The sequence below is a fragment of the Streptomyces sp. NPDC048481 genome (assembly GCF_043200075.1).
Classification (GTDB): Bacteria; Actinomycetota; Actinomycetes; order Streptomycetales; family Streptomycetaceae; genus Streptomyces.
The window spans coordinates 20,622-46,142 of record NZ_JBICXC010000013.1; the positions used below are offsets into that span (position 1 = coordinate 20,622).

The window sequence follows — 25,521 nt, forward strand, 5'->3', positions numbered from 1 at the left end:
GTGACCGACATCCGCGAGGGAGCGACAGCCATGCGCCGGCAGCAGAAGACCTTCCGTGCCGTCGAGTTCGGCGACGGAAGCGACGGGCGATGGGCCGCCCATACCCAGGCTCGGTGGCCGCTCGCCGAGACATGGATGAGCGAGGAGAGCCGGACCGCGCAGGGCGCTGCCCGCGCCCGGAGGCTGTTCGAGGAGCACATGCCGGAGCTGGTCCCCGTTCTGGATCGCCTCGCCGGTCAGCTCGACCGGGACGAAGGGGCGGCCTTCCTCACGCTCGCCGGCCTGCGGCCGTTCTTCTCGGGCTGCACCCAGACCGGTGCCGGCGGCACGCTGCTGCGCAACTACGACTTCAACCCCGACGCGTGCGAGGGCACCATCGTCTCCTCACACTTCCTGCGACCGGTGATCGGGATGCAGGACGCCGCGTGGGGTCTGCTGGACGGGATGAACGACGCCGGGCTGGCGGTGTCGCTCACCTTCGGCGGACGTTTCGTGCACGGCCCGGGCTTCGCCGTTCTCATCGTCCTGCGCTACCTGCTGGAGACGTGTGACACCGTCGACCAGGCGGTCGGCAAGCTCAGGTCCTTGCCGATCGCCGTCCCGCAGAACGTGACGCTCGTCGATTCCGAGCAGGCACGGACGGTCTTCGTGGGACCGGACATCCCCCTCACCGAGGCACCGGACGCCTGCGCCGCCAACCATCAGCACCTGCCGGTGCCCGACGAGCAGGAGCAGGTCTCCCGGACCCGGGAACGACTGGACGCCGTGCGCGCGGCCGGCCCGGACGTGGCCGCGATGCTGAAGCCCCCGCTGTACCAGTACGCCTACGACGAGTGGCTGGGCACCATGTACACCGCCCACTACCGGCCCTCGGAGGGCCGGGTGACCTACTACTGGCCCGACGAGTCCTGGGAACAGTCCTTCGCCGCCTTCACGCCGGGCTCCCGTACCGTGGCGCTCGGCGCACGCCGGTGAACTCCCCCTATGACGCCGTGCTGTGCTTCATCGCATAGGCGTTCCCCGAGTCGGGATCGCCGTAGAAGAAGAACAGCGCCACCTCGTCGTGCCGGTCGCGGTCCACGAAGAAGCGCCACGTGTACGTCGACGGTGCCTCGGGAGCCGGGTCCTCGTCGGCAGGCGAGGGAACGCGCCTCTCGACCCGGGTCCGGGCCGTCAGCGCCAGCCTGACCCGCTGCCCCCCGTAGGCATCGGTCAGTTTCCAGGTCCCCGCACCCGAGAGGCGCCAGCCGTCGTCGAAGTCGAACTCCTGGCCGTCGAGCTTTTCGAGAAGAGCTGTTCCGTCTTCGCGGAACACCACGCGCGTACCCTCGATGTTCTCCCAGACCCCGGCGACTTCGGCCGGTGTGGCGTCATGAAGCCCTGTGCCGTCGTAGTACTGGTACGGCCCGCAGGCCGTCAGGACGGACGACGCCAACACCAGTCCGCCGAGCATGGAACCCCACCCGCGCACCCCAATGCCACCGGTCACGGCCCCGCCCCTCCTGATGCCCGACTCGGCCTACCGAGTGGGTCGTGGGGGTACTCTGCCAGTTCGTTTGAACACGTTCAACTTTGTGTTCGGCCGAGGCCGCACCTCGGGGTGCGTGCGGATTACGGGGCGGCTGGTGCTGTGACCGTGAAGGTTCGCCGGGCACAGGCCGAGACGATCACCGACTACACTCCGCGCGATTCGCTGTTCGAATACGGGGAGTGCCATGTCGTCCAACTGGGCCAGTCGTTCTCTCTCTGCCACTGTCGCCGGTGCTGTGCTCACCCTTGTCGGCGGCTGCGCTTCAGGAGGGGGCGAAACGGCTGCCGAGTCCGCATCGCCCTCTTCCGTCCTGTCGCCGAGGCCGTCGACGACTGTGCGGCCCCTCAGCGCAGAAGAGTTGGCGGCAGCACTTCCTGAACAAGGCGCTCTGCCGGGCTACTCCGTCAACAGCGCGCCCGAGACGAAAGCGGGCGGCGACACCTCCGATGCGAGCGTACGGCCTAAGGCGTGCCAACCTCTCGAGGACGCCAGGTCTGGCGTCTTCGCCGACTCAGTGGCCAGTGCCTGGGTCCACATATCCGCTGCGGAGTTCGCCCCGCCGGATGAGACTCTCACCTTTACCAGTTATCGCTTCGGAGCCGCCGGCGCGCACCTTGCTTCCCTGAACGCGGCGCTCGACGCATGTCCGTCGCTGTCCTTGCGAAGCCGATACGGCGACCGCGTGAGTACGGACGTGGAACGAGTCAAGGACGAGGTATCGGTGGGGCACGACTCGGTGAGCTTTCGAATGCACTGGACTGTGGATATCGACGGGTTCAAGTCAGAGACGTATTTCCTGGTCACAACTGTCCGCTCAGGAGAAGCGACCGTCACTGGCGTATCGGAGAGCAGTGTCGGTAGCCAACTCTCTGACGCGAAGAAGCGTGCTTTCCTCCCGAAGCTGGACCAGAAGCTACTGAAACGCCTGGCCGACGCCCTTGGCGCAGCACAGCACAGTTGAGCTCCCAGCACGTTCAGCACGGATGCGGGCGCGTTCCTTGCGTTCGGCGGCCGGGACATCGCGGTGGCGGGCGTCGGCGTTGCGCCGGCGCAGGCAGGCGTGCAGGGCTCGGGTCTGCACGGTGTGGTTGGGGTGGTCGGAGTTGGCGATGGTGAACTGACGCAGTGGTCCGAAGTGGGCCCCGATCGGGTTCCCTACGAGGCGAAGGTCGCCGTGAAGCACAACTCGACCCTGTGTCTTTTCGCCCAGCGGTGGATGTCGGCACCCTCGTGGGCGGACAGATTGTCCATGATCACGTAGATCGGTGCGCCGAGTCGGCGGGGACGGCCTCCGGCCCATCGAGGGGCCAGGCAGGCCAGGCCGATCTCGTGGAGCTGGTGGATCACGTCCCGGACGGTGTCCTCGTCGGCCTGCCCCAGCTGCGCGACAACCGGCACGCGGTTTCGCGCCGGCCGAGGCCGGCAGCATCCTCGCGTGCCGGTAGCGAACCGAGCTCGTGCTGCCCCGGCGCACGATCTGCTGCAGACACTGCCCTTCCTGGTCGGTCAGTCTGCGCACACGGACAGGCTCGGCCATCGCGCCTCCAGCGGTCGGATCCGACGACACTCCGAATCCAGCCGCCACCACCGGCACCCTGGTGAACCTATGCGGTCAGAGCACTAGCGGTAGTTGAGCTCGGACAGTTCGGTGGCGAGCTTGGCGGGGAACGGCGTGTGCTCCAGGAGGCGCATCCCGGTGTTGCGCAACGTGCGTGCGGCCGGGTTGCGTGTGGTGGCGATGCGGGTCATCCGGTCGGTGAAGCCGATGACGCGCTCGGCGACCGGGCGGCGGCGGGCCTCGTACTCGTCGAGGCCGCCCGCGGTGAAGGCCGAGCCGAGGGCGTAGCCGTCCTGGATGCCGGTGTTCATGCCCTGTCCGCCGGCGGGGCTGTGCACGTGGGCCGCGTCCCCGGCGAGGAAGAGCCGCCCGGCGCGGTAGTGGTCGGCGACGCGGTGGTGGACGCGGAAGCGCGAGGACCAGGCGAGGTCGGTGACGGCGGCCTGGCCGGGCATGCGCTGGTCCAGGAGTTCCTGCATGAAGGCGAGGCCGGGGTGCTCGGGCGCCCGGTCCGTGGTGGCGACGATGCGGTAGTGGCCGCCCGGCAGCGGGGCGACGACGACGAGGCCGGCGGATCCGAAGGTCAGGGACACCTCGGCCGGGCCCGGGGCCCAGTCCATCACGACGTCCGCGAGGACGAACGACTCGGCGTAGGAGTTGCCGGAGAACCCGATGCCGGAGGCCTCCCGCACCGTGCTGTGCATGCCGTCCGCGCCGACCACGTAGGACGCGCGCAGCGTCTGCCCGGTGCTGGTGGTGAGGGTGGCCCCGTCCTGGTCCTGGACCACGGAAGCGACGCGGTGAGGCCGGTGGACGTCGCCGCCCAGCGCCCGCAGCCGGGCCAGCAGGACGGCCTCGGTCTCGTACTGCGGGACCATGAGCGTGTAGGGGTGCGGGGTGGGGAGTTGCTCGAAGGGCACGGTGAGCAGGCGCCGGGCGCCGTCACGGACCGCGAAGCGGGTGAGCTTCAGACCCCTGCCGATCAGGTCCTCGGACGAGCCGAGTTCGTCGAGCACTTCGAGGGTGCGAGCGTGCACGACCGCGGCGCGGGAGGTGTTGGCTCCCTCTTCCTGCTGGTCGAGCAGGACGAAGTCGGTGCCGGCGAGCGCCAGGGTCACCGCCAGCGCCAGGCCGGTGGGGCCTGCGCCCACGATCGCCACGTCGGTGCGCTCGGGCAGGGGGTGCGCGGAGCTGGTCAAGGTGGACCTCCGGGGCTCGGGCTGACGGGTTTGCCAACGTGCGTTGGCGAGCGTCTGCTCACAGCATGCCCACGACACCGCCGGAAGTCAACAAGCGTTGGCCCACAGTTGTAGGCATTGGCGTTGACCGGACACCGGCGAGGCGACGGAAGGGCCGGTCCGCTGGAAACGCCCCACGCCCGGCGACGCAGCGGCCCACGTGGCATGGGCGCGGGCGACGCCGTGGCGGGGCCGCTCGGTGTCGAGCGGCCCCGCCACGACTTAGGCGGTCGTGGGTGGTATCGGGGGTGTGGCCGTGCGGTCGGCGTCCGACGTCCGCCTCGTCGACCCTGGTCAGCCGACCGTGGTCAGCGTGTGCTCCTCGGCGGGGTGATCGGCCGCCGGGCGCGGGCGGCGCAGGAGCAGGGCGACGCACACCGCGCCGAGGACGGCCGCTCCGGCTCCGGTGAGGAGCGCGAGGTGCAGTCCTGAGGCGAAGGCGTCGCGAGCCCGGTCGATCAGCGCCGTGTCGCCGGTCCTGGCGCCGACGGCGTTGGCCGCGGCGAGTGAGGACCGGGCCGCCTCCGCCGTCGGAGCAGGCAGCGACCCGGCGTCGAGGGTGTCGCGGTATCCCGCGTTCAGGGCGCTGCCGAGCACGGCGATGCCGAGAGCGCCGCCCAGTTCGCGGGCCAGGTCGTTCACCGCGGAGCCCACGTTCTGCAGCCGGGAGGGCAGTGCGTCGGTGATGGCCGCGGTGGCGGGCGTCATGGCCAGCCCCATGCCGGCGCCCAGGGGAACGAGGCCGGTCAGGATGAGCCAGTAGGAGCTCGTGGTGTTCAGTCCGGCGAGCACGGCCAGGCCGGCGGCGACCGCGATCAGGCCGGCGATCCACGGGCGGCGGGCGCCGACGCGCGCGGCGAGCTTCGGCGCCAGCCGGGCGCTGGGGATCATGGCCGCTGACATGGGCAGCACGCTCACGGCGGCCGTCAGCGCGCTGTCACCGCGCACCAGTTGCAGGTACTGCATGACGACGAAGATGAAGCCGAAGAAGGCGAAGAACTGGAGCGTGATGGAGAGCGTTCCCGCGGCGAAGGGCCTGTTGCGGAAGAGCCGGGGGTCGAGCAGCGGGTGGGGGTGGCGCAGTTCCCAGGCGATGAACCCTGCCAGCACGACCAGGCCGACGGCGATGCCGGCCGACGTGCGCACGCTCGCCCAGCCGTGTTCGGGCGCCTGGATGACCGAGTAGGCCAGGATGCCCAGGCCGACGACGGTGAGCGCCGCGCCGACCGTGTCGACGCGCTGCTCGGCGGGCTCGGCCGACTCCGGCACGAAGACGTGCGTGCCGACGAAGGCCACGGCCGCCAGGACGACGTTCAGCCAGAACACCGAACGCCACGACCACACTTCGAGCACGGCGCCCGAGGCGAGCAGGCCCAGTACGGCGCCGGCTCCGGCGACCGCCGCCCAGACGCCGACGGCCCGGGCGCGCTGTTCCCGGGGGAAGGTGCTGGTGATGGTGGAGAGCGTCGCGGGCATCACGAGGGCGGCCGCCACGCCGAGGACCGCCCGCAGGGTGATCAGGGCCGTGGGTTCGTCCGAGAAGGCGGCCGCCGTCGAGGCTCCCGCGAACAGCGCGAGGCCGCCCAGGAGGGCCCTGCGCCGGCCGAAGCGGTCGCCCAGGGTCGCCGCGAGCAGCAGGAGGGCGGCGAAGACCAGGCTGTAGGCGTCGATGATCCACGACAGCTGGGTCTGCGTCGCGTGGGTCTCGCGGGCGATGCCGGGCAAGGCCACGTTCAGGGAGGCCATGGCCGATACGACGGTGGCCAGGGCGAGGCAGGTGACGGCCAGCACCGCGCCGTGGCGCACCGCCTCGCCTGGTGCTGTGAGGCCTCGATTCATGACATGCGTCCTTTCCCGCGGACAAGGGGTGCGCTGATGCGGTGGGGGCCTGTGGCCCGGACCGCCGTGTCGCCAATAGGTTGCCAACGAGCGTTGGCCATCACCTGTTGACCAGAGTGCACGCCGGGGAATTGAGAGTCAACACGTGATGGCCTACAGTTGTTGGCATGATGACGAGCAGCCCTGGCCCCGACCCCGGCTCCGACTCCGGTCCGGGCCCCCGGCGCTCCGACCGCACCCGGGCCGCGATCCTGGACGCCGCCCGCCGGCGCTTCGCGGCCCACGGCTTCGAACGCACGACGATCCGGGCCGTGGCCGCCGACGCGGACATCGACCCCTCGATGGTCATGCGCTACTACGGCAGCAAGGCTCAGCTCTTCGACGCGGCACTCGACATCGACCTGCACCTGCCCGACCTCACCGCCACCCCGGCGCACGAGCGGCCCGCGGCTCTCGTACGGCACTTCCTGCACCGCTGGGAACACGACGGCGCCGACGACGCGCTGCTGCTGCTCCTGCGCTCCGCCGTGACCAACGAGCAGGCCGCACGACGCATGCGGGAGATCTTCAGCAACCAGGTCGCCCCCGCCCTCGGCTCCGTCGACCGGGACAGGATGGGACTGGTCTCCTCCCAGCTCCTCGGCCTCGCCCTGACCCGCTACCTGCTGCGCATCCCGGCCGTCACCCGGCTGACCCCGGAGGAGATCGTCACCGCCTACGCGCCCGCCGTCCAGAGCATCCTCGCCCCCCGGACATCCGGCGACTGACAGCTGCGGAAGCCCGCCCGCCCGCGCCGGGCCGGCGATATCGACGGCAATCCCGCCGGAAACGGAGTTTCCCGAACCGGGCGTCGAGCCGCCCCTTTTGTGGCACCCTTGGTGGTCGTTCCGGTGCTTTCGGGGGTGGCGTGAAATGGCTGCACGGGGCAGTAGTGCAAGAGGTGTGCGCGTCCGAACTCGCACGACACGTCAGCGCCGGCGCCGCACCGGTGCATTGTTACTGGGGATCGCGCTCCTGACATCCTGCTCCGCCCCCGGCAAACACGGTGGGGACGACCCGTCAGGGAAAGCCGGCCCCTCCGCCGCCCTTTCCTCGTCCGGTGCGCAGGATTCCTATCCGGGTGACGACAAGGGTGCACGGGCCCTGGTGCGGAAACTGGGAGAGGACGGTGGCGGAACCGCCCTGGTGCGCTCGCTGCGGCCGACCTCCGACGACTACGAGGCGCTGTTCCAGGCGGACTTCGCCGACCGGGCCGAGACGTTCTACGAGGGCACCCTCTGGGGCGCCTCACCCCAGCCGGCGAGGCCCTGGGCGAAACGCGGGGAGACCGAACTGCGGATGGCGAAGGCGACCACCGACGACATCCGGGCATGGACTCCCACCGCGCGGTCCAATTTCCCCGCCGGATACGAAAAAGTGAAAGACCAGTTCAAGGCCGGGCTCACGGTGTACGTTTGGGATTACACCAAGCCCGGAGCCGAGCGCGGTCTTGCCTACAACGGACTGGTGTACGTGACCGGGCATTGGGCTTTCTTTCCCAAGCCGTGGTACGTGCTGGGGAAATAGTTTCGAGGGATCAGGGACGAAAGTCCCGGCAGGCCGGGTTCGCCTGCCCTCATCACGACCGGTTCCACAGCGAGGAGTGTCATTCTGTGCTGGCTCGTATACCGCTCGACGGCGGGGGCGTCATCCTCGTGGAGAGTCCGCATGCGGACGGGCAGGGCCCGGTCATGGCGGGCCGGGTCGGCGACGCCGTTCAGGACCTGCCCAGAAAGCTGGGCGAGATCATCGAACCGGTCACCCGGACCGCCCGGATCCTCATCGAGCGGCTGAGCGCCGCGGGCCCCTCGGAGTTCGAGATGGAGTTCGGGCTCGATCTCGCCGCCGAAGCCGGTGCGGTGATCACCAAGAGCACGGTGGGCAGCCATGTGACGGTGCGGATGACGTGGACGCGGCCCGAGGGCGGCACGCCGGACACCCCGCCGGCCGCAGTGGAATGACCGTCCACCACAACGCGGCCCCAAGCGACCGAAGATGGTGACCTGGGCCACTTCCGTCGCCCGGGTTCTCGGCCCGAACGGCGCGGTGGCGGGAGCCGGCTTCCTCGTGGCCGACGACCTCCTGGTGACCTGCGCGCACGTGGTCACGGCCGCCGGAGGGGGCGAACGGGCCGTGCTGCGCCTGGACTTCCCCCAGGCGCACGGCGCGCCCGAGGCCCGCGGAACCGTCGTCCACCACGGACGCAGCGAACCGGCGGCCGACGACGTCGCCGTCGTCCGCCTCGACGCCCCGCCGCCGGGAACCTCCCCGCTGCCGCTGGCCCGCGCCGAGGGATGCCGCGGCCACCGGGTGCGCTCCTTCGGCTTCCCCGGACACGCGGTCTCCGGCGGCCACTTCGGCGAAGGCCACGCCGGCGAGATCCTCTCCCCCCACTCCGCGACCGACGCCCTGCTTCAGGTGGCCTGCGCCAACGACCTCACCCAGGGATTCAGCGGCGGCCCGGTGTGGGACGACACCGTCGAAGCGGTGATCGGCATGATCACCCGCGTCACCCGCCCCGACCCGCTGCTGCGCGGAACCGGCATCGCCTACGCCACGCCCGCGGGGCGGCTGCGGCAGCTCCGGCCCGACCTGGCCGTCCCCCCGGTGCGGCCCTACCGCGGACTCCAGGCGTTCGACACCGAGCACGCCGGCTGGTTCCACGGACGGGCCGGAGCGGTGCGGACGATCATCGATCGCCTGGCCGCCGTCCCGGACGCGCTCGTGCTGCTCGGTCCGTCCGGAGCCGGCAAGTCGTCCCTGGTCCAGGCAGGTCTGATACCGGCGTTCGCCGACTGCCCGCTGCCCGGCAGCGACCGCTGGAAGGTCGTCACCGTCCGCCCCGGCCAAGCCCTGCTGGACGCCCTCGACGACCTCGACCCGTTCGTGCACGACGCCGGCCGGGACGGACTCGGCGGCCCGGATGCCCTCGGCGGGGCGGGCGGGTCCGGTGCGCCGCGCCGCGTGCTCGTCGTGGACCAGTTCGAGGAGATCCTCCAGCCCGAGGAACCCACCCGCCCCGAGGAGGCGCACGACAGCACGGCGACCGATCCGGCCGCAACGAGCACGCCGGCCGAGGACGAACCCGGCGCCCCCTCCCCCGCCGGCTCCGTCCTGCGGGAGGGCATCGACCGGCTCACCTCCGTCGTCGGCACCCCCGGACTCACCGTCCTGCTCGTCATGCGCGACGACTTCTACCCCCGGTTCGCGGCCGAAGCCCCCGAACTGCTGCGGGCGTTGACAACCGGAATCGTCAACCTCCCCGCCACACTCGACGTCCGGGACCTGCACGACATCATCGTCCGCCCGGCCGAGGACGTGGGCGCCCACTGCCAGGCCGGACTGCCCGAACGGATCATCGCCGACGTCCAGCGCATCGACCACCTGGGCGGCTCCCGACAGCAGATCCCGACGACCGTGCTGCCCCTCGTCGAGGTCGCGATGAGCGAACTCTGGGAGCGCGCGCCGGACGGCGTGCTGACCCACGCCGCGTACGAGGCGATCGGCGGGATCACCGGCAGCATCACCTCCTGGTACGAGGGCGCCATGCGCTCCCTGCGCGACGCGGACGCCGGACGCGCCACCGCCCGACGGGTCCTCACCTCCCTGGTCAGGCCGCCCGATCCCACCCTGCACATCCCCGCCCTGCGCCGGCGGCTGCCGCTGTCCGTGCTGCGCGAACTGGCCGCCTCCGGCGGCGCCCCGACCGGCCCGCCCGGCAGACGGCCGGCCGTCCTGTCCGCCGCCCGCGCCCTCCTCGCCAAGCCCGAGGAAGGACTCGTCGACGTACCCTTCGACGATCGCGGCCCGGACAGCCCTCCCGCCCGGCGCGACGCGGCCGCCGCCCCCACCGCCCAGGTCGTGGACCAGGTGCTCGCCGTCCTCGTCCGGCGCCGGCTGATCGTCACCCGCAACGTCGCCGCGCACGACGAACCCGTCGCCGAGCTGGTCCACGACGCGCTGGTACGGGACTGGGGCGTCCTGCGCGACTGGGTGGAGCGCGACCGCCGCTTCTCCGCGTGGCTCGACCGCGCCGCGGACCAGCGACGGCGCTGGGAGAGGCGGCACGACAAGGCGGACCTGCTGCGCGGCACCGACCTGGACGAGGGACTCGCGCTGTCCGCGGGATACCGGCTCCCGCACGCCACCGCCGACTTCCTGCACGCGAGCAGGCGTGCCGCGCGGCGCGCGGTCCTGGTCCGCCGAGCCTTCACCCTCGGCCTGGTCGTGCTGACGCTGGCGGCGGTGGCCCTGGCGGGGGCCGCCCTCGACTCCGCGGCCGAGGCCAGGCACCAGCGCGCCGTCAGCCTGTCCCGCCAGCTCGCCGCCCAGGCCCAGGCCATGGCGGCCCAGCGTCCGGTGACGGCACGCCGTCTGGCCGTCGCGGCCTGGGCCACCTCGCCCACCGGCGAAGCGGGCGACGCCATGACCAGGCTCCTGACCCAGCAGCAGTCCGTCCTCGTCGGTCATGCGGGGGCGGTCACATCCGTCGCGTTCAGTCCCGACGGCGCCCGCATCGCCACCACGGGCGACGACGGGACCGTACGCCTGTGGGACGCGGCCACCGGCCGGCCCGAGCACATCCGACGGGCCGCCGCCCGCCCGGCGAAGGGCGTCGCCGTCGCCTTCCGCCCGGACGGGCGGGTGCTCGCATCCTCCGACGAGGACGGCGCCGTCCGGCTCTGGGACGTGCGCACCGGGGAGCCGCTCGGCACGCCGCTGACCGGCCACACCGACCGCGTCGGCGCTCTGTCGTTCAGCCCCGACGGCAGACTTCTGGCGTCCGCGAGCTCGGACCGCACCGTCCGGCTGTGGGATGCGGCGACCGGAACGCCCGTGGGGGCGCCACTGACCGGGCACACCGAACAGGTCGACAGCGTGGCGTTCAGCCCCGAGGGCACGCTGCTGGCGTCGGGCGGCCGGGACGGAACCGTGCGGCTGTGGGACGTGGCCGCCCACCGCCAGAAGGGCGCCCCGCTCAAGGAGGGCCTCAGCGGCTCGGTGCGGAGCGTGGCGTTCCGCCGCGACGGCGGGCTGCTCGCGGCCGCGTACGGCGAAGACGTGCACCGCGACGGGACGATCCGGCTGTGGGATCCGGTGACGGGCCGTACCGTCGGCGGGCCCCTCGCCGGGCACACCGGCCCGGTGCTGTCGGTGACCTTCGGCCCCAACGGCAGGGCGCTCGCCTCGACGGGGCTGGACGGCACCGTGCGCGTGTGGGACGCACGCACGGAGCGGCCGGCGGGGTCCCCGATGACCGGGTCCGGGACCGCCGTGTGGTCCGCCGCGTTCAGCCCCGACGGCCAAGTGCTGGCCGGCGCGGGCGGTGACGGCGCCGTACGGCTGTGGCAGCCGTCGACCGGTCTGCCCGCCACCGTGGCGACGCCCCGCCGGGGCGAGGCGCTGATGTCGGTGGCGATGACCCCGGTGTCGACGCTGGTGGCGACCCGCGACGCCGACGGGCCGGTGCGGCTGCGCGATCCCGTGAGCGGCCGTGCGCTGGGGGTCCCCCTGGGCGGGAGCACCACACGGGCCGTGTTCGCGGTGGCGGCCGACCCGAAGGCGCGGATCATCGCCACCGCCGGGAACGGCGGCACGGTGCGGCTGTGGAACCCGTACACGGGCCAGGAGGTCACGCCCCCGCTCACCGGCAACGGGGACTACGTGAGCGCCCTGGCGATCGACCGCGACGGCACCCGCCTGGTGAGCGCCGGCTCCGACGCGACCGTCCGGGTCTGGGACACCGTGACCGGCCGGCTGATGCGCGCCGTCCCCACCGGACACGGCGCGTTCGTGCACGCGGTGGCCTTCGCCCCCGACGGCCACAGCTTCGCCACCGGCGGCGCCGACGGAGCCGTCCGGCTGTGGGACACGGCGTCGGGCCGGCCGCGCGGGGAGATTCCCTCACAGGGCCGGTACAGCGTGGACGCCCTGGCGTTCAGCCCCGACGGCGCCCGGCTCGCCCTGGGCGGCGGCAACGACGAGACCGTGGAGGTCTGGGACGTGCCCACCCTGAAGGGGCCGACGTCGCTCTTCGCCGACGGGTCCGACGAGGCGACGGCGCTGGGCTTCGACGGCGCCGGCGACGTGCTCGCCGTCACCGAACGCGGCGGCGCCGTGCGGTTCTGGGACCCGGAGTCCGGCAAACCGCTCGGCGAGCCGTCAGGAGGCACGACCGCGCTGTCCGCCGTGATGTCGTTCAGCGGCGACGGGAGTCTCGTCACGGTCTCCGACGTCGAGGGCGTCTCACGCTTGTGGTTCGTGCCCGTGCCGCGCGTGGCGGCGGCGGAGCTGTGCGCCCGCTTCGGCGGGCCGACCGACGACGAGTGGCGCCGGTACGCCCCGGACCAGCCGCGCCCGTCCGCCTGCCCCGCCGCCGAGCGGTGACCGCACCGCCGCGGGTCGAAGGCGCGTCGCGGCCGGGGGTCACGCGGTGCTGAGGGGATGGGCCGCGGTGGCCGAGCGCGGGGGCCAGGCGTGGGGGGCGAGGATGCCGAGGACGTAGGCGCGGGCCACCAGAGCGGGACGGGTCGCGGCGCCCAGCAGGCGCCGCAGGCGGCCGAGGTGGTAGTCGAGCGTCTGGCGCGACAGGTTCAGGGAGGCGGCTATGTCGCTGTTGCTGCTGCCCTGCGCCAGCAGCGACAGGATGCGGATCTGCGCGGCGGTCAGCGGCGGGTGCGCCTCGTGGGCGAGGCTCTGGTGGGTGATCACCGCCCAGACGTGCCGGGCCCGGCCCGCACAATGGCCGATAGTCGTCAGGTGCAGCTCCGCCCGCCGGTGCAGGCCGAGGCTGTCGACCAGCACCGCGGTCGTCTCGACGCGTCGGGTGCGGCGGGAGATGAGACTGTTCCAGCGGTGGTGCAACCGGTCCAGCTCGGGCCGCGGTTCGGGCGCCAGCAGCGTGTGGGCGCGGCGGCCCACCAGGTCGGTCAGGCCGAGATGGAAGAGTTCGGCGGCCGCCACGCTCGCCTCGACGACCCGCCCGTTCGCCGACAGCAGGGCGCAGGGCAGCCCGCTGTGGTCCCGCAGGGCGCTGAGGTTCTCCTCGGCCGCCTGGCGCTGCGCCGTGGCCCGCAGGTGGTCGGTGATGTCCACGTAGATGCCGGCGACGCAGGTACGGGACTGTTCCCGCACCGGGAAGCGGTGGCCGACCGCGCGGCCCGTGGTGCCGTCCCGGCGCAGATAGTGCAGGGTGTGCCGGACGGGCGTGCCGCGGGTGAGTATCTGCTGGTCCAAGGCTCGGAAGCGGTCGGCCTCGGCCGGGGTGTCGAAGTCCTCGATGTATCTGCCGACCAGTTCCTGCGGCACGGTGCCGTAAAGGTGCGCGTAGGCGTGGTTGGCCCACAGATAGCGCCCGTCGCGGTCCCGGATGAAGGCGGCGGCCGGAGCGAGGTCCACGAGGTCCGCGAAGACGGCGTGGCCCGGCGGCGCCGCGAGGCCCGCTCCGCGCTCCCGCCGGTCCGGGGCGCGCTGCGAGCGGCCCGGGCGGGCGAGAGCGCCGGCGTCGTCCGGCCCGCCCGTCCGCCAGAGCCCGGCGGTGCCGTCGTCCGCCCCCGTCCGCCACGGTTCCCCTACGGCCCTCGGGAACACGGGAATGTCCTCGAGCAGTGTCCTGACGCTTGGATCGCCCACAACGGTCTCCGTCCGTACACGACTGGCTGACGCTCAGTCATCTGCCCTGGATATCCCGGCCGTCGGTGCACAAGCCCCATTCCCGGCCGAGTTGCCGGGGGTGGGACGCGGCCCGGAGCGCCGCTCGCCCGCTCACATCCCGTTTCCGGCGACGGAAAACCTGTGAATCGCCGCCGCGACTCAGGCATTTGCCTGAGTCGCGGGCGTCCTCTGCGCCGGTATGGACGGTTACAGCCTGGTCCCCTGGAGTGTGCGGGCGGACGCGCCGGACGCCGTCGCCCGCACACCATCCCCGGGCCCGCCCCGCACCGCCGGTGCCGGTGAGGGCCCCGCCGACCAGGTGAATGGAGACGAATTTCTGTGAGCACGGTGCTGTTGGTGCATGCCAAGGGTGGTCCGCCGCTCGGCCATGTCCTGTCCCGGACGGCTGCGAGGGCGGACGTGCACCTGCTGGCGCTCAGCGCTCTTCCCCCCTCCGTCGCGGGCCCCGCGCAAAGACTGTGCGCCTCGGTCACGACGCCGGACGACGCGAGCCGCCGCGATCTGGTCGCCCTGATCGTCTCGTACGCCCAGGAAGTGGGCGCGGACGCCGTGCTCACCTTCTCCGAGTACGCGGTCGTCGCGGTCGCCGAGGCCTGCGAGAAGCTCGGGCTGCGGGGCGCGGGACCCGCCGCCGCTCTCGCGCGCGACAAGCGGCTGATGCGCGGCACATGGGAGCGGGCGGGCCTGCCGCAGCCGGCGTTCCGCCCCGTCGTCACGGAGGCCGACCTGCGTGCGGCCGTGGGCTCCCTGTCCTGTCCGCTGTTGCTCAAGGCGGCCTGGAGCGCGGGATCCACCGCCCACCAGATCATCTCCTCCCCCGGCGAGGCGTCCGCCGCCTGGGCCCGCTCGCGCCAGGTCATGGCGGATTCGGCCCGGTTGGGATACGCGGAGCTGCATGTCGCCGAGGCGGACGCCGACTTCGTGGTCGAGGAGATCGTCACCGGCACGGCGTCGGACTGGTTCGACGAGCCCGGCTGGGGCGACTACCTCAGCGTCGAGGGCGTCGTGGCGGACGGCGTCTTCCACCCCGTATGCCTCAGCGGCCGGATGCCCACCGTCGAGCCCTTCACCGAGCGCGCCGGCATCACCCCCGCCCCGCTCTCCCCGGACGCGCAGGACCGCGTCGTGGAACTCGCGCGTCGTGCCGTCGACGCGCTGGGACTGCGCGACTGCGGGACGCACACGGAGATCAAACTCGGCCCGGACGGCGGCATGTGGCTCATCGAGACCGCCGCCCGGTTCGGCGGCGCGATGACGGTGCCGCAGATCGAGGAGGTCTTCGCACTGGACCTCGTGGGCATGCTCGTCGACCACCTGCTGGGACGCCCGGTCGACTGGCCGGAGCAGGCACTGGCACCGCAGCGGGCGCGGGGCGCCGCGGGCTCCCTCGTCGTCCTCGCGGTCGACGGCCGCGGCGAGGCCTGGCAGGACCGCAGGATCTGGGACTTCCCCGCGGTCGCGTCGGGCGTCCCGCTCAGCCCGGGCGGCGAGCTGTCGGTGGTGGCGGAGAGCTCCCTGCCCGACGGCAGCGTCGTACCGGTCTACGACCCCGCCGCCGGCGCCAACACCATGGCGGCCCTGTGCCTGCTCTCCGCCGCCGACCCGCGCACCGTGCTGCGCGACTTCGAGACCCTGGTGGACGCCCTGCCCCGGGTCCTGCCCGCCGCGCGGCCCGAGGAGGTCTCCGCATGACCGCCCATCTGGACACCGGCGCCGCCGCGCCCGCCACGGACCGCACGGTCGTCGGCGAGAACCTCTCCCTGCCGCTCTTCCGGACGCTGTCGGGAGTGCTGGCGGGTCACCCCTACCTCAAGGTCGTCGTCGACCGCGCGGAGAACACCTGGCACCTGCTCGACACCGACGTGCACCCCTTCCACGTCAACTACGTCGCCACCCGGGTACTGGGCATGGACCTGGCCGCGCTGGACGCGGAGCTGGACGCGTTCAACGCCTCCGTCTACACCGACCCCGGGCGCCGGTTCCTGCTCGGCGTGCTGTCCCTGCACACCGAGCGGGACACGGGCAGGGAGCGGCCCTTCCTCGTCCTGGAGACGACCGAGGCCGACACGATGGACGGCGAACTGCTCACCTTCTTCTACGAGTTCGTGCGCTCCAGGGTCGACAGCGGGCTGCCGCTGCTGCTCAAGCCCGCCAACCACGGGCAGGAGGAGGAACTGTCGGCGATCAGCGAACAGCGCGTGCCGCGCATCCTGAGCCACGAACTGTTCGGTTCCCGGGAGCGCACACCGCTGAACCCCGGCGAGGCCACCGGGCGGCTGCGGTTCTTCCGGACGGCCGACGAGTACAGGGCGGCGGAGACCGGTCTCGGCTGGGCGGACATCGTCGCCATGCCCTGCCTGCCCGACGACGTCCCGCGCGTCGCGGGATTCGTCAACACCGCGCCGATCACCCCGCTTTCGCACACCAACGTCCTCGCCTCCGGCTGGGGCATCCCCAACGCGATCGTCCGCGATCTGGAGCAGCTCGTCGACAAGGACGGCCTCGACGGCGCGTGGGTGCGCTACCGGGTCGGCGAGGACGACATATCCCTGGAGCGCCTCGACCACGAGCCCGACCTGCGGGCGCCGGCCTGGCACCAGCAGCGCATACGCCTCGAGCCCCCGCTGCTCGAAGACGCCCCCGTGCTGTCCCTGCACCGGCTGCGCGCCGCCGACCGCGACCGCTACGGCACGAAGGCGGCCAACCTCGGCGAGCTGCACCACGTCCTCGACAGCCGCACGGTGGACCTGACCTCCTACTACGGCCGGCCCCGCCCGCCGCGCGACAACCTCTACGGCCACCTCGCCGCCCGCCTCGGCCTCAGCGACCCCATCCCCGCACAACTGCGCTCCAGGGCCGCAGAGTTCGTCGCCGAGTCCGTCGGCGCCCCGGAAGGCGTCGCCCTCCCCTTCGCGCTCCAGCAGCGGTTCCTCGCCTCCTCCCCCGCGATCCAGCAGGGCATCGGCAAGCTGAAGATGGCGCTCGAACTCGACGCCGGCGACGTCCTGGACTCGCTGTGCCTGCACCTTCAGCACCTGATCCGGCACGCCCCCGTCCCCGAGTCGGTCACCCGCCGGATCGAGCAGGCCTTCCCCGCCTCGACGACCCCGCGCGGACGGCTCGTGGTGCGCTCCTCCTCCAACGCCGAGGACCTCCCCGGTTTCTCCGCGGCGGGCGTCTACGACTCCGTCACCACCGTCCACGGCACGGCCGAGCTCCTGGACGCCGTACGCCAGGTGTGGGCCTCCCTCGTTTCGCCGCGCAGCGTGCGGCTGCGCCACCAGGTCGGCATCTCCCTCGACGACACCTACATGGGCGTGATCATCCAGGAGTACGTGCCGGCCTCCCTGGGAGGCGTCCTCGTGACCTGCGACCCGACCCGCCGGGAGGACTTCCGCAACGTCTACCTCAACTGCTCCCCGGGCTCGCCCGAGCAGGTGGTCGACGGGACGGTGCTGCCGCAGCAGTACCTGTACAACACCGTGGAGGGCGGCGGGCGCACCGTCGCGCTGGGCTCGTGGGGCGAAGGGCTGTCCGCCGCCGTCCGCGCGCGGCTCGCCGACCTGTCGCTGACCGGACGGCTCCTTCAGTCCCACTTCAGCGCGGACGACGTCGACCAGCCCCTCGACATCGAGTGGCTGATGACCGGACAGGGCGACTTCCGGCTGGTCCAGATCCGCCCCTACGCGCTGTGAGGGCGCGTCCCGGCCTACGGCGCCCGGGCGCCGTAGGGGCCACCGGCCTGACCGACACCGCCCGCCGGATCATCCGGCTCAACTACGGCTTCCAGCTGCTGTTCAACCTGCTGTGGTGGATGCCGGTGTTCTACGCCTACCAGAAGGAGGCCGGCCTCTCCGACGGGCAGATCTTCGGCATCCAGAGCATCTACTACGTGGCCTTCTGCCTGCTGGAGATCCCGACCGGACTGATCGCCGACCGGATCGGCACCCGCAACTGCCTGCGGGCCGGCGCCGTGGTGATGACGGCCGCGAACCTGGCCCCCGTGTTCAGCGCCTCCTACACGGGGTTCCTCCTCCACTTCCTGGCCATCGCCGCCGGCCGGTCGCTCACCTCGGGCGCGGCGAGCGCCTACCTGTACGACGGGCTGCGGGCGCAACGGTGCGACGACCACTACCTGCGCGCGGAGGGCACCGCGCGGGCGCTGGGGCTGGCCGCGAAGGTGGTGTGCTGGCCGCTGGTCGGTCCGTTGATGGCCCTCGCGCACCCGGCGCCGTACGTGCTCAGCGCCGCGAGTGCGGCAGGCTCCCTCGTCTGCGCCGTGCTGCTGCCCCGGCTCGCCGGAACGGAGCCCGGCGCAAAATCCGCGCACGGGACGGCCGGCCGGTCCGGCGGGGGCCGCCGCGGCGGCGCCTTCCTGCGGGACGCGGGGACCGCGCTGCGCTGCGTCGCGTCCTCGCCGTGGCTGGCCCTGGTGATGGTGCAGGGCGTGGCGGTCTTCACGCTGTCGCGCATCTGCCAGGTCAACCTGTTCCAGCCGATCCTGCTGGACCACGGCATCGGCGAGGCCTCGCACGGCGGAGTGCTGGCCGCGATGACCGTGGCGGAGGCGGTGGCGTCCGCGCGGCCCCAATGGCTCAGCCGCAGGCTGCCGCCGGTCGCCTGGGTGTCCATCCTCAGTCTCGCCCTGGCGGGCACCTTGGCGGCCATGACCCTGGGCGGCCCGTGGGTCGTCGTCGCGCTGCTCTGCCTGTTCGCCGCCGCCACCGGGTTCGCGTTCCCGATCCAGCGCAAACTGGTCAACGACGCGATCCCCGCGCACGCGCCGCGGGCCACCCTCCTGTCGGTGGAGAGCATCGTGGACCGCGGCGTGTGCGCCTTGGCCGCGATCGCCGCGGGCGCCTATCTGTCCGCCGGACGCCTGGACGCCCTGCTGTGGCACAGCGCCCTGGCCACGGCGGTGCTGCTCGGGGTGTTCCAACTGCTGCTGCGCAGCGGGGCGGTCACCCGCGAGGACCGGGACGGCGCCGGTGCGGCGCCGCCGTCGTCTCCGGCCGGCGGCGCGGGAGCCGGCGGCACCACGTCGCCGACGACGCAGGACGGTGCGCCCGGCCTCACGGACCCGGGTGACGTCCGCCCCAAGGAGAGCCTCGAACCGGACGGGGGCTCGCGGCGGCCGCGCACCTGACCCCGGAACCGTGGGGCCCGTGCGTGTCGCGGTCGCGGTTCCGCTGCCGCGGTCAGCCGAAGCGGCGGCCGAGGAGTCCCACCAGCCCCGCCGGCAGGAACACGGGCCGGTGGGGCCGGCCGACCTGGTACGAGACGAAGCCCAGCGAGGAGGCCACGGACACCTCCTGGGCCGTCTCCGCCTGGTAGACGACCCGGCAGCCGGCCGAGGCCTGCTTGGCACGCTGCCACAGGGCCGGGGACGGTTTGCGTTCGGCCTCGGTGCGCGGCGTGAGGATCCGGTCACCGAAGTCCGCCCAGGCGAAGGCCGCCGGGCCCCGCCACGTCGCGTCGACCTCCGTCCGCAGCCGGGCGGCGCGCTCGGCGTCGGTCGCGCCCCAGGAAGGCGGGACGTTGGTGATGAGACCGACCCTGATGTGGCGCGCGCGCAGGGTCCGCAGATACGAGGCCGCCCCGGACAGATAGGCGGTGCTCCCGTCGTCGGCGGTGTGCACGAGGGTCTCCCCCAGGTCGAAGTACACGACAGGGCAAGCCCGTTCACCGTGGGTGGGGGCGGGCGCGGTGACGGCCGTCCCCGGGCCCACGCCGGCCTTCACCGGGGCGGCCACGGCCGCCGGCGTGCAGAGCAGCGCCGACACGAGGGCGGCGCTCATCGCGAGGCCGGTACGGGTCGAGCCGTTGGATGCGAATCCGTTCATGCGCACCACCGTCATCATCGTCACCTCTTCAATGTCATAGGCATGACACGGTAACGCTCCTGTGCCCGCTCGGCGGCCCGAGCCCACGACTGGCCTGAATCCGACCATGGCCGGCATACCTCGGGTCGGCACACCTCCGGAGTGTCCGGGGTGGATCCGTGGCCCCGGACGGATCCACCGGTCCGTCAACCGGCACCGCCGATGAAGCGCACCTCCGGATACCGGGCCGACGGCCCTTCGAGAACAGGGGCGCGGCGGCCGCGCAGATGAAGGTCGAAGTAGGCGAGAAGGAGACGCCGTTGGACGTGGACGGCGCGTGTCGCGTCCAGCGGCCCTATGAAATCGGCCAGTTGTTCGTCCGTCGCTCCGAGCCGCGCGGCGACCTGGGGCATGAACGTCTCGTAGTCCGTGTACGAGAAGTGCCGGGTGCCGGTCAGCCGGAGATGACGGCGCCAGCCGCTCAGCCGGGGCCAGATCTCGGGCCAGCTCGGTTTGTTGTCCGCGTCCTCGCCCATCAGCAGGAACGGCTTGCGCAGCCCCGTGGCCACCACCGGACCGAAGAGACTGCCGTCGAGATTCGCTCCCGCCGCGACCGGCGCCCCGGCCGCCATCGCCGAGGCCGCGGTCGCGCCGCCCAGGGAGTGCCCGAACATGGCCGTCCTGGACAGGTCCAGGATGCCGCCGAGGCCGTGCGGGCGCGGGTCGCGGCGGCCTCGTACGCGCCGTGACAGCTCCTCCAGGACGAACCGGATGTCGGCCACCCGTACGTCGACGGCCTTGAGGATCACCGGGTCGTCGTCCTCCGCGGTGAAAGGCGGCATCGCGTACCTCTCGACCCGGCCGCCGGGGAACTCGACCTGCCCGGCGTCGTAGGTGTGGTCGACGGTCACCACGACGTATCCGTGGCTGACGAGTTCCTCGACCAGTGCCGTGCCGGAGTTCCGGTGCTGGCCGTGTCCGTGGGAGTAGAGGATCACCGGACGCCGGCCCCTGCTCATGTCCGCCGGCGCACCGGCACGGGCGTGCGTGTGCGGCAGCGTGGCGTACTCGGGGAGCAGATATCCCGTCTGCTGGAAGACCTCCGCGGCCCGGCCCGTCATCCACGGCGCCCTGGGCCGCCCGGCGGCCCGACGCGCGGGGTACCAGAGCTGAACCATCAGCTCCCGTACCGGCCGTGCGGCGACCCAGGGATCGCGACGGCTGCGGTCGCCGAGATGCAGGGACACGGTGCCCAGGGCATGGGGGCCGCTCGGCGGCGGAAGGACGAGCCGCACCGGCGGCCGGCCATCGCCTGCGGCGCGGCGGGGCGACGCGGCGCGGGCGGGGGTGGGGGCGCCGGGGAGGACGGCCAGAGCGAGACCCGCGGCGAGCGCGGCGCCCGTGGTCACCGCGCTTCTCCTGCTGATTCCGCTGCTCCCTCCGCCTCGCCTGTTCTCCTCTCCGCTCCCCTCGATGTCACGGGTGCTGCTCGACGAGGGTGCGGCGGGGCGGGGCATGGAAATCTCCTTCGCAGGCTGGATGCGCGGTGCCCGTACACACGGCCACCTGCGAAAAGGCTAGGGAGCGCGCGCCCCGCGGACTGCTGTGATTCCTCATGGATTCCGCTGACATCTGTCACTCGGCAGGACGCAGGCGTGACGCGGGCCCGATTCAGGCATGATTCAGGCGTGATCACTGTCCATCTGAAGTATGAGATCGACCCCGACAAGCTCGAGGACTTCGAGGAGTACGGCCGCCGCTGGGTCCGGCTAGTCAACCGCTTCGGCGGGACGCACCACGGCTACTTCCTGCCGAGCGAGGGCGACAGCGACATCGCCTACGCCCTGTTCTCCTTTCCCGGCCTGGCCGCCTACGAGCGCTACCGCACGGACAGCATGTCCGACCCGGAGTGCCAGGAAGCGTACGAACTCGCCCGTGAAACCCGCTGCATCAGACGGTACGAGCGCCGCTTCCTGCGACCGCTCGACGACGGTGCGGGGGTGTCACCGGCGTGAGCGAGTCCTGGGCGCCGATCCGGCCTCGAGTGCTCAACGCTCCGTCTCGTACCTGGTCAGGGTCACGCCGCCGGGGAACGTCCGGGTCTCCACCAGGGTCAGGTTCACCCAGTCGTCCAGGGCCGTGAAGAACGGCGTGCCGCCGCCCACCAGGACCGGATGGGTGACGACCGCGTACTCGTCGATCAACCCGGCCCGCATGGCCGCCGCGGCGAGTGTGGCACCGCCGATGTCCATGGGACCGCCGTCGCCGGCCTTGAGCCTGGTGATCTCGGTGACCGCGTCGCCGGTGACCAGACGGGTGTTCCAGTCGACCGCGCCGGTCGTGGAGGAGAACACCACCTTCGGCATGTCCCGCCAGCGACCGGCGTACTCGATCGCCGCCGGCGTGGCGCCCGGCTCCTTGTCGGCGACCGGCCAGTGGGAGCTCATCGTCTCCCACAGCTTGCGCCCGTAGAGCGCCAGGCCCGTCGCGGCCACCCGGTCCGACCACCACTGGAACAGTTCGTCGCTCAGCACGCTCCAGCCGAGGTCGTCGCCCGGCGCCGCGACGTAGCCGTCCAGGCTCGTGTTCATGGCAAAGGCCAGTTTCCGCATGATGTCAGCCTCCCGTGAGTCGGTATCCGGCCTACAGACCAGCACAGTGCGGAGGATTCATCGGTCAGGCCACACTGCCGCAGGAGATTCCGTCGGAACGCCGGAGCGCTTCTGGACCGGCGGACGGCGGGGCGCGGTCTCACCCTGTCGCTGCCCGCAGTGCCGCGACGACGGCCGCGGTCGTCGGGTCCGTGGTCTCGGTGCGCCGCGTCGCGGCGTACAGCAGGCGCAGGATGGGGTGGTCCGCGATGGGCGCGGTGCGGATTCCGGACGTGTCCGGGTCGATGGCGGTCCGGGGCACGAGCGCGGTGGCCAGGCCGGTCCGGGCGAGGGTGAGCTGGGCGGCGATGTCGGCGGTGACGTAGCGGGCCGCGGGAGTGAAACCGGCCTGTCGGCACGCTTGTCGGACGGCCTGGCCGCACTCCGTGGACGGGGGCGGAAGGGCGAGGCTGTGTGTCGCCAGTTCCCTCAGGGGGACGGGCCGCCCGTCCGCCCGGTCGGCGGCCGTGACGACGAGCAGCGGATCGTCGAGCAGCGGGCACAGCTCGATGCCCTGGGGTGTGGCATCGAGCAGGTGGTGGTAGCGCTGGCCCAGCACCACGTCGACGGCGCCGAGCGTGAGTTCGCGCAGTTGCGCCTGGTCGGTGACGAGGCAGGTCACGGTGAGCTGCGGATGGTCCGCTCTCAGCGCGGTCAGTGCGGGGGCCACGATCCGGGCCACGGTGGACGGCAGCGCGGCGAGGGTGGCAGTGGCGCCGACCGTTCCCTTGACCGCCGCGACGGCGCTCTCGGCCTCCTGTACGGCGGCGAGGATCCGGTCGGCGTGCAGGAGGAGGGTCTGGCCGGCTTCGGTCAGGGCCACGGTTCGCCCGTCGGGGCGCAGCAGGTCCACTCCCACCTCCCGGCGCAGCGCGGCCAATTGCTGGGACACGGCGCCGGCGGACAGCGCCAGCGACTGGGCGGCCGCGGCGATGGAGCCTCGTGCGGCGACGGTCCTGAGCATGTGCAGGCGGCGGACATCCAACATGACTCGATAGATTACCTAACGGGTTCCCTCAGAAAACATCCCCTTGACCTGCTGATTCGGCGTGGGCGATCTTCGGCTCATGGAGATCCTCGACTGCATCGCCGCCGTTGCCCGGCCCCTGCACGACTTCGGCGACGAGTTCATGTCCGACGAGACGACCGCGGCCGTGGGCCTGCGGGCCGGCTTCCCGCCCGGCCGCGGGTTCTACTGCCGCGGCCGGTTCGGGGTGCTCGGCGAGGCGCCGATCCCGGTGGTCCAGGCCGTGCAGGGCTTCCTCGGCCCCGACCTGATCACCGCGGGCTGGCTGGCGGGACGGTCCGTGATGCCGGCGGAGGAGGCCGCCGCCTGCTATGCGGAAGCCGTCCGCGAGTGGGGGCGCGCCCACATTCCCTCCGACGCCGACGTGGAGCACTTCAACCGCCTGGCGCAGCAGCTGATCGACGCCGCCGACGCCGACGCGCTGCCGCTGTTCGCGGGCTGGAGCGCGCAGCCCTGCCCCGCCGACGACCCGGTCGGTGCGGCCATGCAGCGCGTACACGTCCTGCGGGAACACCGTGGTTCCTGCCATCTGGCGGCAGTGCGCCTGAGCGGACTGAGCGCCCGTGACGCCATGATCATCAACCTCGGCGCCGAGCAGGCGGGCCGCTACGGCTGGCCGGACCCGCGTCCCGTCGCCGCACCGCTGGTCCCCCGCCGGAAACGAGCTGAGCACCTCACCGACGAATTGCAGGCCCCGCTCTACGCCTCGCTGACCGGCCGGCAACGCGCCGAATTCGCCCGTCTCGTCACCGAGTTGACCGCTTCCTGAAGACCTTCTGATGGCCTCTTGACGACCGCAGGACGGCTTCTTCGACGCCGTGCCGGATTGCGCATCTCCAGAGCGCAGCGCCCGTACCCCATGATCGGCCGGACGGACTCCCCTCACATCAGGATGCGCCGCGTCCAGGAAGTCGAGCAGGAGTCCGCCGTCGGCGATGCCGCGCATGTTCGCGCCGCGGACCGGAGGCCGGAGGCCATAGACCGGAGGCCAGACGGTACCGGGGCCGGCGCCGCCGACGTCGGAGCGGGAGTGGCCGGCCCGTCGCGGCGAGCTGCCGATGCGCGTTGTCGCAAAGAGTCGTCGTAGAGATCGGCCCCGCCCCCGGCTTCCTGCGCCGCGTCGACCCTCGACTCGGCCTCGCCGACGACGACTTCACCGCTCTGACCACATGGGCGACAGCCCTGGACTGATACGACCGCCCGCCGACGACCGCCCGCCCCGCGCTGCGTTGCGACGGCTGGTGCGCGTGGCCGAGGAGAGGCTGCCGCGTTTTTCGACTTCGGGCGCACCGTCATCGTCCGCGGTTACGCCGTAGGAACTCCCGGCTCGTGGACCGCGGTTGCGCGCCGGGCATGACGGCGGCCCAGCGCGCCGGCCGCCGCGGGGCGCGTGCTCGACGGTGGGTCGAGCACGCGCACATGCTCTGCCGGACTTCGGCGCAGGCGCGTGGGGGCGACGGTCGTCAGCCCTTGAGCTTGAACTCGCAGGGACCTGCCGACTTGCCGTTCTGATTGTCGGCGACCTGCTTGCCATCGACCTTGATCGTGCACGGGGCGAGCTTGAGCATCCCGTCCGGCCCCTTGACGGAACCCGGTGCCACCGACACCAGGAGGCCGAGCTTCAGCTCGGCGCCCTCCAGTCGCACCGACTCCGTCTTCGTCCAGGGCAGCGTCACCTGCTCGAAGTGATTGGTGTTCCCCACCCACATGACCTGGGTCGCGCCCTCGCCGCCCACTTCGAAGACAACCTGGTGCGTGACGCCCTTCTTTCCCGAGGACGAACCTTCGGCCCCGCCGCTCGCCGAGGCGCTCGGTGACTCCTCGCCGGTCTTCGCCGCGGCGCCCGCGTCCTTCTCCTCGCCACCGCATCCGGTGAGCAGCACTGCCGCTGCGAGCAGGCCGATGGTGAGCTTCGCCGTCTTGAACATGTACGTGATCCCCGTTGCCGAAAGTGATCGTTGCTGGTGTGCGGTAGGAAACCGTAGATCATGGCGACGTCGGGCCGAACACCGCCCTGCGGACGGTCGGCGCAGCGCACGAAGCCGGCCGTGCACCGGCCGACGGCTGGACTCCCGCGTGCGGTTGGAGGGCCGGTGACGTGACGGTGGTATTGGCCGTGGCCGCGATGTCAGTCCGCTGAAG

21 protein-coding genes and 1 pseudogene are annotated in these 25,521 nt (G+C 72.3%); 12 read left to right on the plus strand and 10 right to left on the minus strand.

Annotated features, from left to right (window positions below):
• The gene (locus ACGFSH_RS30055; RefSeq protein ID WP_393353934.1) at window positions 1–975 is read left to right on the plus strand and encodes a C45 family autoproteolytic acyltransferase/hydolase; all 975 of its coding nucleotides are present in this window, start codon (window positions 1–3) and stop codon (window positions 973–975) included.
• Between the two features lie 7 nt (window positions 976–982).
• On the opposite strand, the gene ACGFSH_RS30060 is transcribed toward ACGFSH_RS30055, so the two are convergent.
• The gene (locus ACGFSH_RS30060) at window positions 983–1,453 is read right to left on the minus strand and encodes a hypothetical protein (RefSeq protein WP_393353935.1); all 471 of its coding nucleotides are present in this window, start codon (window positions 1,451–1,453) and stop codon (window positions 983–985) included.
• Between the two features lie 262 nt (window positions 1,454–1,715).
• On the opposite strand from ACGFSH_RS30060, the gene ACGFSH_RS30065 reads away from it, so the two are divergent.
• The gene (locus ACGFSH_RS30065; protein ID WP_393353937.1) at window positions 1,716–2,492 is read left to right on the plus strand and encodes a hypothetical protein; all 777 of its coding nucleotides are present in this window, start codon (window positions 1,716–1,718) and stop codon (window positions 2,490–2,492) included.
• On the opposite strand, the pseudogene ACGFSH_RS30070 reads toward ACGFSH_RS30065, so the two are convergent.
• The 3 genes and pseudogenes from ACGFSH_RS30070 to ACGFSH_RS30080 all read right to left on the minus strand — a co-directional run bounded on the left by ACGFSH_RS30070 (window position 2,445) and on the right by ACGFSH_RS30080 (window position 6,166).
• A pseudogene (locus tag ACGFSH_RS30070) lies at window positions 2,445–3,068 on the minus strand (helix-turn-helix domain-containing protein). The gene ACGFSH_RS30065 and the pseudogene ACGFSH_RS30070 sit on opposite strands and share 48 nt — an antisense overlap.
• Window positions 3,069–3,151: 83 nt before the next feature.
• Window positions 3,152–4,288 (minus strand): FAD-dependent oxidoreductase, encoded by a 1,137-nt coding sequence (locus tag ACGFSH_RS30075; protein ID WP_393353939.1) that lies wholly within the window; start codon window positions 4,286–4,288, stop codon window positions 3,152–3,154.
• A 333-nt stretch (window positions 4,289–4,621) separates the two neighbouring features.
• The gene (locus tag ACGFSH_RS30080) at window positions 4,622–6,166 is read right to left on the minus strand and encodes an MFS transporter (protein ID WP_393353941.1); all 1,545 of its coding nucleotides are present in this window, start codon (window positions 6,164–6,166) and stop codon (window positions 4,622–4,624) included.
• A gap of 167 nt (window positions 6,167–6,333) precedes the next feature.
• Between ACGFSH_RS30080 and ACGFSH_RS30085 the strand changes: the two genes are divergently transcribed.
• The 4 genes from ACGFSH_RS30085 (at window position 6,334) to ACGFSH_RS30100 (ending at window position 12,592) form a co-directional block, all read left to right on the plus strand.
• A complete protein-coding gene (locus tag ACGFSH_RS30085; protein WP_393353943.1) occupies window positions 6,334–6,933 on the plus strand; it encodes a TetR/AcrR family transcriptional regulator in 600 nt (199 codons plus the stop codon).
• A gap of 175 nt (window positions 6,934–7,108) precedes the next feature.
• Complete coding sequence (locus tag ACGFSH_RS30090) at window positions 7,109–7,732, plus strand: hypothetical protein (protein ID WP_393353945.1); 624 nt, start codon at window positions 7,109–7,111, stop codon at window positions 7,730–7,732.
• 86 nt (window positions 7,733–7,818) lie between these two features.
• On the plus strand, window positions 7,819–8,166 hold the full coding sequence (locus ACGFSH_RS30095; protein ID WP_393353947.1) for a CU044_2847 family protein: 348 nt from the start codon (window positions 7,819–7,821) through the stop codon (window positions 8,164–8,166).
• 34 nt (window positions 8,167–8,200) lie between these two features.
• Window positions 8,201–12,592 carry a trypsin-like peptidase domain-containing protein gene (locus ACGFSH_RS30100; RefSeq protein ID WP_393353949.1) on the plus strand — a complete coding sequence of 1,464 codons (4,392 nt, stop codon included), beginning with the start codon at window positions 8,201–8,203 and terminating at the stop codon, window positions 12,590–12,592.
• 39 nt (window positions 12,593–12,631) lie between these two features.
• On the opposite strand, the gene ACGFSH_RS30105 is transcribed toward ACGFSH_RS30100, so the two are convergent.
• The gene (locus ACGFSH_RS30105) at window positions 12,632–13,837 is read right to left on the minus strand and encodes a PAS domain-containing protein (protein WP_393353951.1); all 1,206 of its coding nucleotides are present in this window, start codon (window positions 13,835–13,837) and stop codon (window positions 12,632–12,634) included.
• 360 nt (window positions 13,838–14,197) lie between these two features.
• Here ACGFSH_RS30105 and ACGFSH_RS30110 point away from each other — a divergent pair, with 360 nt between their 5' ends.
• Genes ACGFSH_RS30110 through ACGFSH_RS30120 form a run of 3 tightly spaced genes read left to right on the plus strand, consistent with a single transcriptional unit; the run spans window position 14,198 to window position 19,025 of the window.
• Window positions 14,198–15,571 (plus strand): acetyl-CoA carboxylase biotin carboxylase subunit family protein, encoded by a 1,374-nt coding sequence (locus tag ACGFSH_RS30110; protein ID WP_393353953.1) that lies wholly within the window; start codon window positions 14,198–14,200, stop codon window positions 15,569–15,571.
• The gene (locus ACGFSH_RS30115; protein WP_393353955.1) at window positions 15,568–17,574 is read left to right on the plus strand and encodes a PEP/pyruvate-binding domain-containing protein; all 2,007 of its coding nucleotides are present in this window, start codon (window positions 15,568–15,570) and stop codon (window positions 17,572–17,574) included. Before ACGFSH_RS30110 ends, ACGFSH_RS30115 begins: the two co-directional genes overlap by 4 nt.
• Window positions 17,571–19,025 carry an MFS transporter gene (locus ACGFSH_RS30120; RefSeq protein WP_393353957.1) on the plus strand — a complete coding sequence of 485 codons (1,455 nt, stop codon included), beginning with the start codon at window positions 17,571–17,573 and terminating at the stop codon, window positions 19,023–19,025. Before ACGFSH_RS30115 ends, ACGFSH_RS30120 begins: the two co-directional genes overlap by 4 nt.
• A 52-nt stretch (window positions 19,026–19,077) precedes the next feature.
• Here the strand turns inward: ACGFSH_RS30120 and ACGFSH_RS30125 are convergent, their stop codons facing one another.
• Both ACGFSH_RS30125 and ACGFSH_RS30130 read right to left on the minus strand, forming a co-directional pair.
• On the minus strand, window positions 19,078–19,722 hold the full coding sequence (locus ACGFSH_RS30125) for a hypothetical protein (RefSeq protein WP_393353959.1): 645 nt from the start codon (window positions 19,720–19,722) through the stop codon (window positions 19,078–19,080).
• 185 nt (window positions 19,723–19,907) lie between these two features.
• On the minus strand, window positions 19,908–21,110 hold the full coding sequence (locus tag ACGFSH_RS30130; RefSeq protein WP_393353961.1) for an alpha/beta hydrolase family protein: 1,203 nt from the start codon (window positions 21,108–21,110) through the stop codon (window positions 19,908–19,910).
• A 279-nt stretch (window positions 21,111–21,389) separates the two neighbouring features.
• Between ACGFSH_RS30130 and ACGFSH_RS30135 the strand changes: the two genes are divergently transcribed.
• The gene (locus ACGFSH_RS30135) at window positions 21,390–21,716 is read left to right on the plus strand and encodes an NIPSNAP family protein (RefSeq protein ID WP_393353964.1); all 327 of its coding nucleotides are present in this window, start codon (window positions 21,390–21,392) and stop codon (window positions 21,714–21,716) included.
• Between the two features lie 33 nt (window positions 21,717–21,749).
• Here the strand turns inward: ACGFSH_RS30135 and ACGFSH_RS30140 are convergent, their stop codons facing one another.
• Together ACGFSH_RS30140 and ACGFSH_RS30145 are read right to left on the minus strand one after the other, a co-directional pair.
• The gene (locus tag ACGFSH_RS30140) at window positions 21,750–22,313 is read right to left on the minus strand and encodes a dihydrofolate reductase family protein (protein WP_393353967.1); all 564 of its coding nucleotides are present in this window, start codon (window positions 22,311–22,313) and stop codon (window positions 21,750–21,752) included.
• A 139-nt stretch (window positions 22,314–22,452) separates the two neighbouring features.
• Window positions 22,453–23,340: a LysR substrate-binding domain-containing protein gene (locus ACGFSH_RS30145; RefSeq protein WP_393353968.1), complete on the minus strand. Its 888-nt coding sequence runs from the start codon at window positions 23,338–23,340 to the stop codon at window positions 22,453–22,455.
• A 79-nt stretch (window positions 23,341–23,419) separates the two neighbouring features.
• Between ACGFSH_RS30145 and ACGFSH_RS30150 the strand changes: the two genes are divergently transcribed.
• Both ACGFSH_RS30150 and ACGFSH_RS30155 read left to right on the plus strand, forming a co-directional pair.
• A complete protein-coding gene (locus ACGFSH_RS30150) occupies window positions 23,420–24,148 on the plus strand; it encodes a hypothetical protein (protein ID WP_393353970.1) in 729 nt (242 codons plus the stop codon).
• Between the two features lie 296 nt (window positions 24,149–24,444).
• Window positions 24,445–24,570, plus strand: coding sequence for a hypothetical protein (locus tag ACGFSH_RS30155; protein WP_393353972.1), 126 nt, complete (start codon window positions 24,445–24,447; stop codon window positions 24,568–24,570).
• 272 nt (window positions 24,571–24,842) lie between these two features.
• Here ACGFSH_RS30155 and ACGFSH_RS30160 read toward each other — a convergent pair whose 3' ends face one another.
• Window positions 24,843–25,307 carry a hypothetical protein gene (locus ACGFSH_RS30160; protein ID WP_393353975.1) on the minus strand — a complete coding sequence of 155 codons (465 nt, stop codon included), beginning with the start codon at window positions 25,305–25,307 and terminating at the stop codon, window positions 24,843–24,845.
• Window positions 25,308–25,521: the final 214 nt, after the last annotated feature.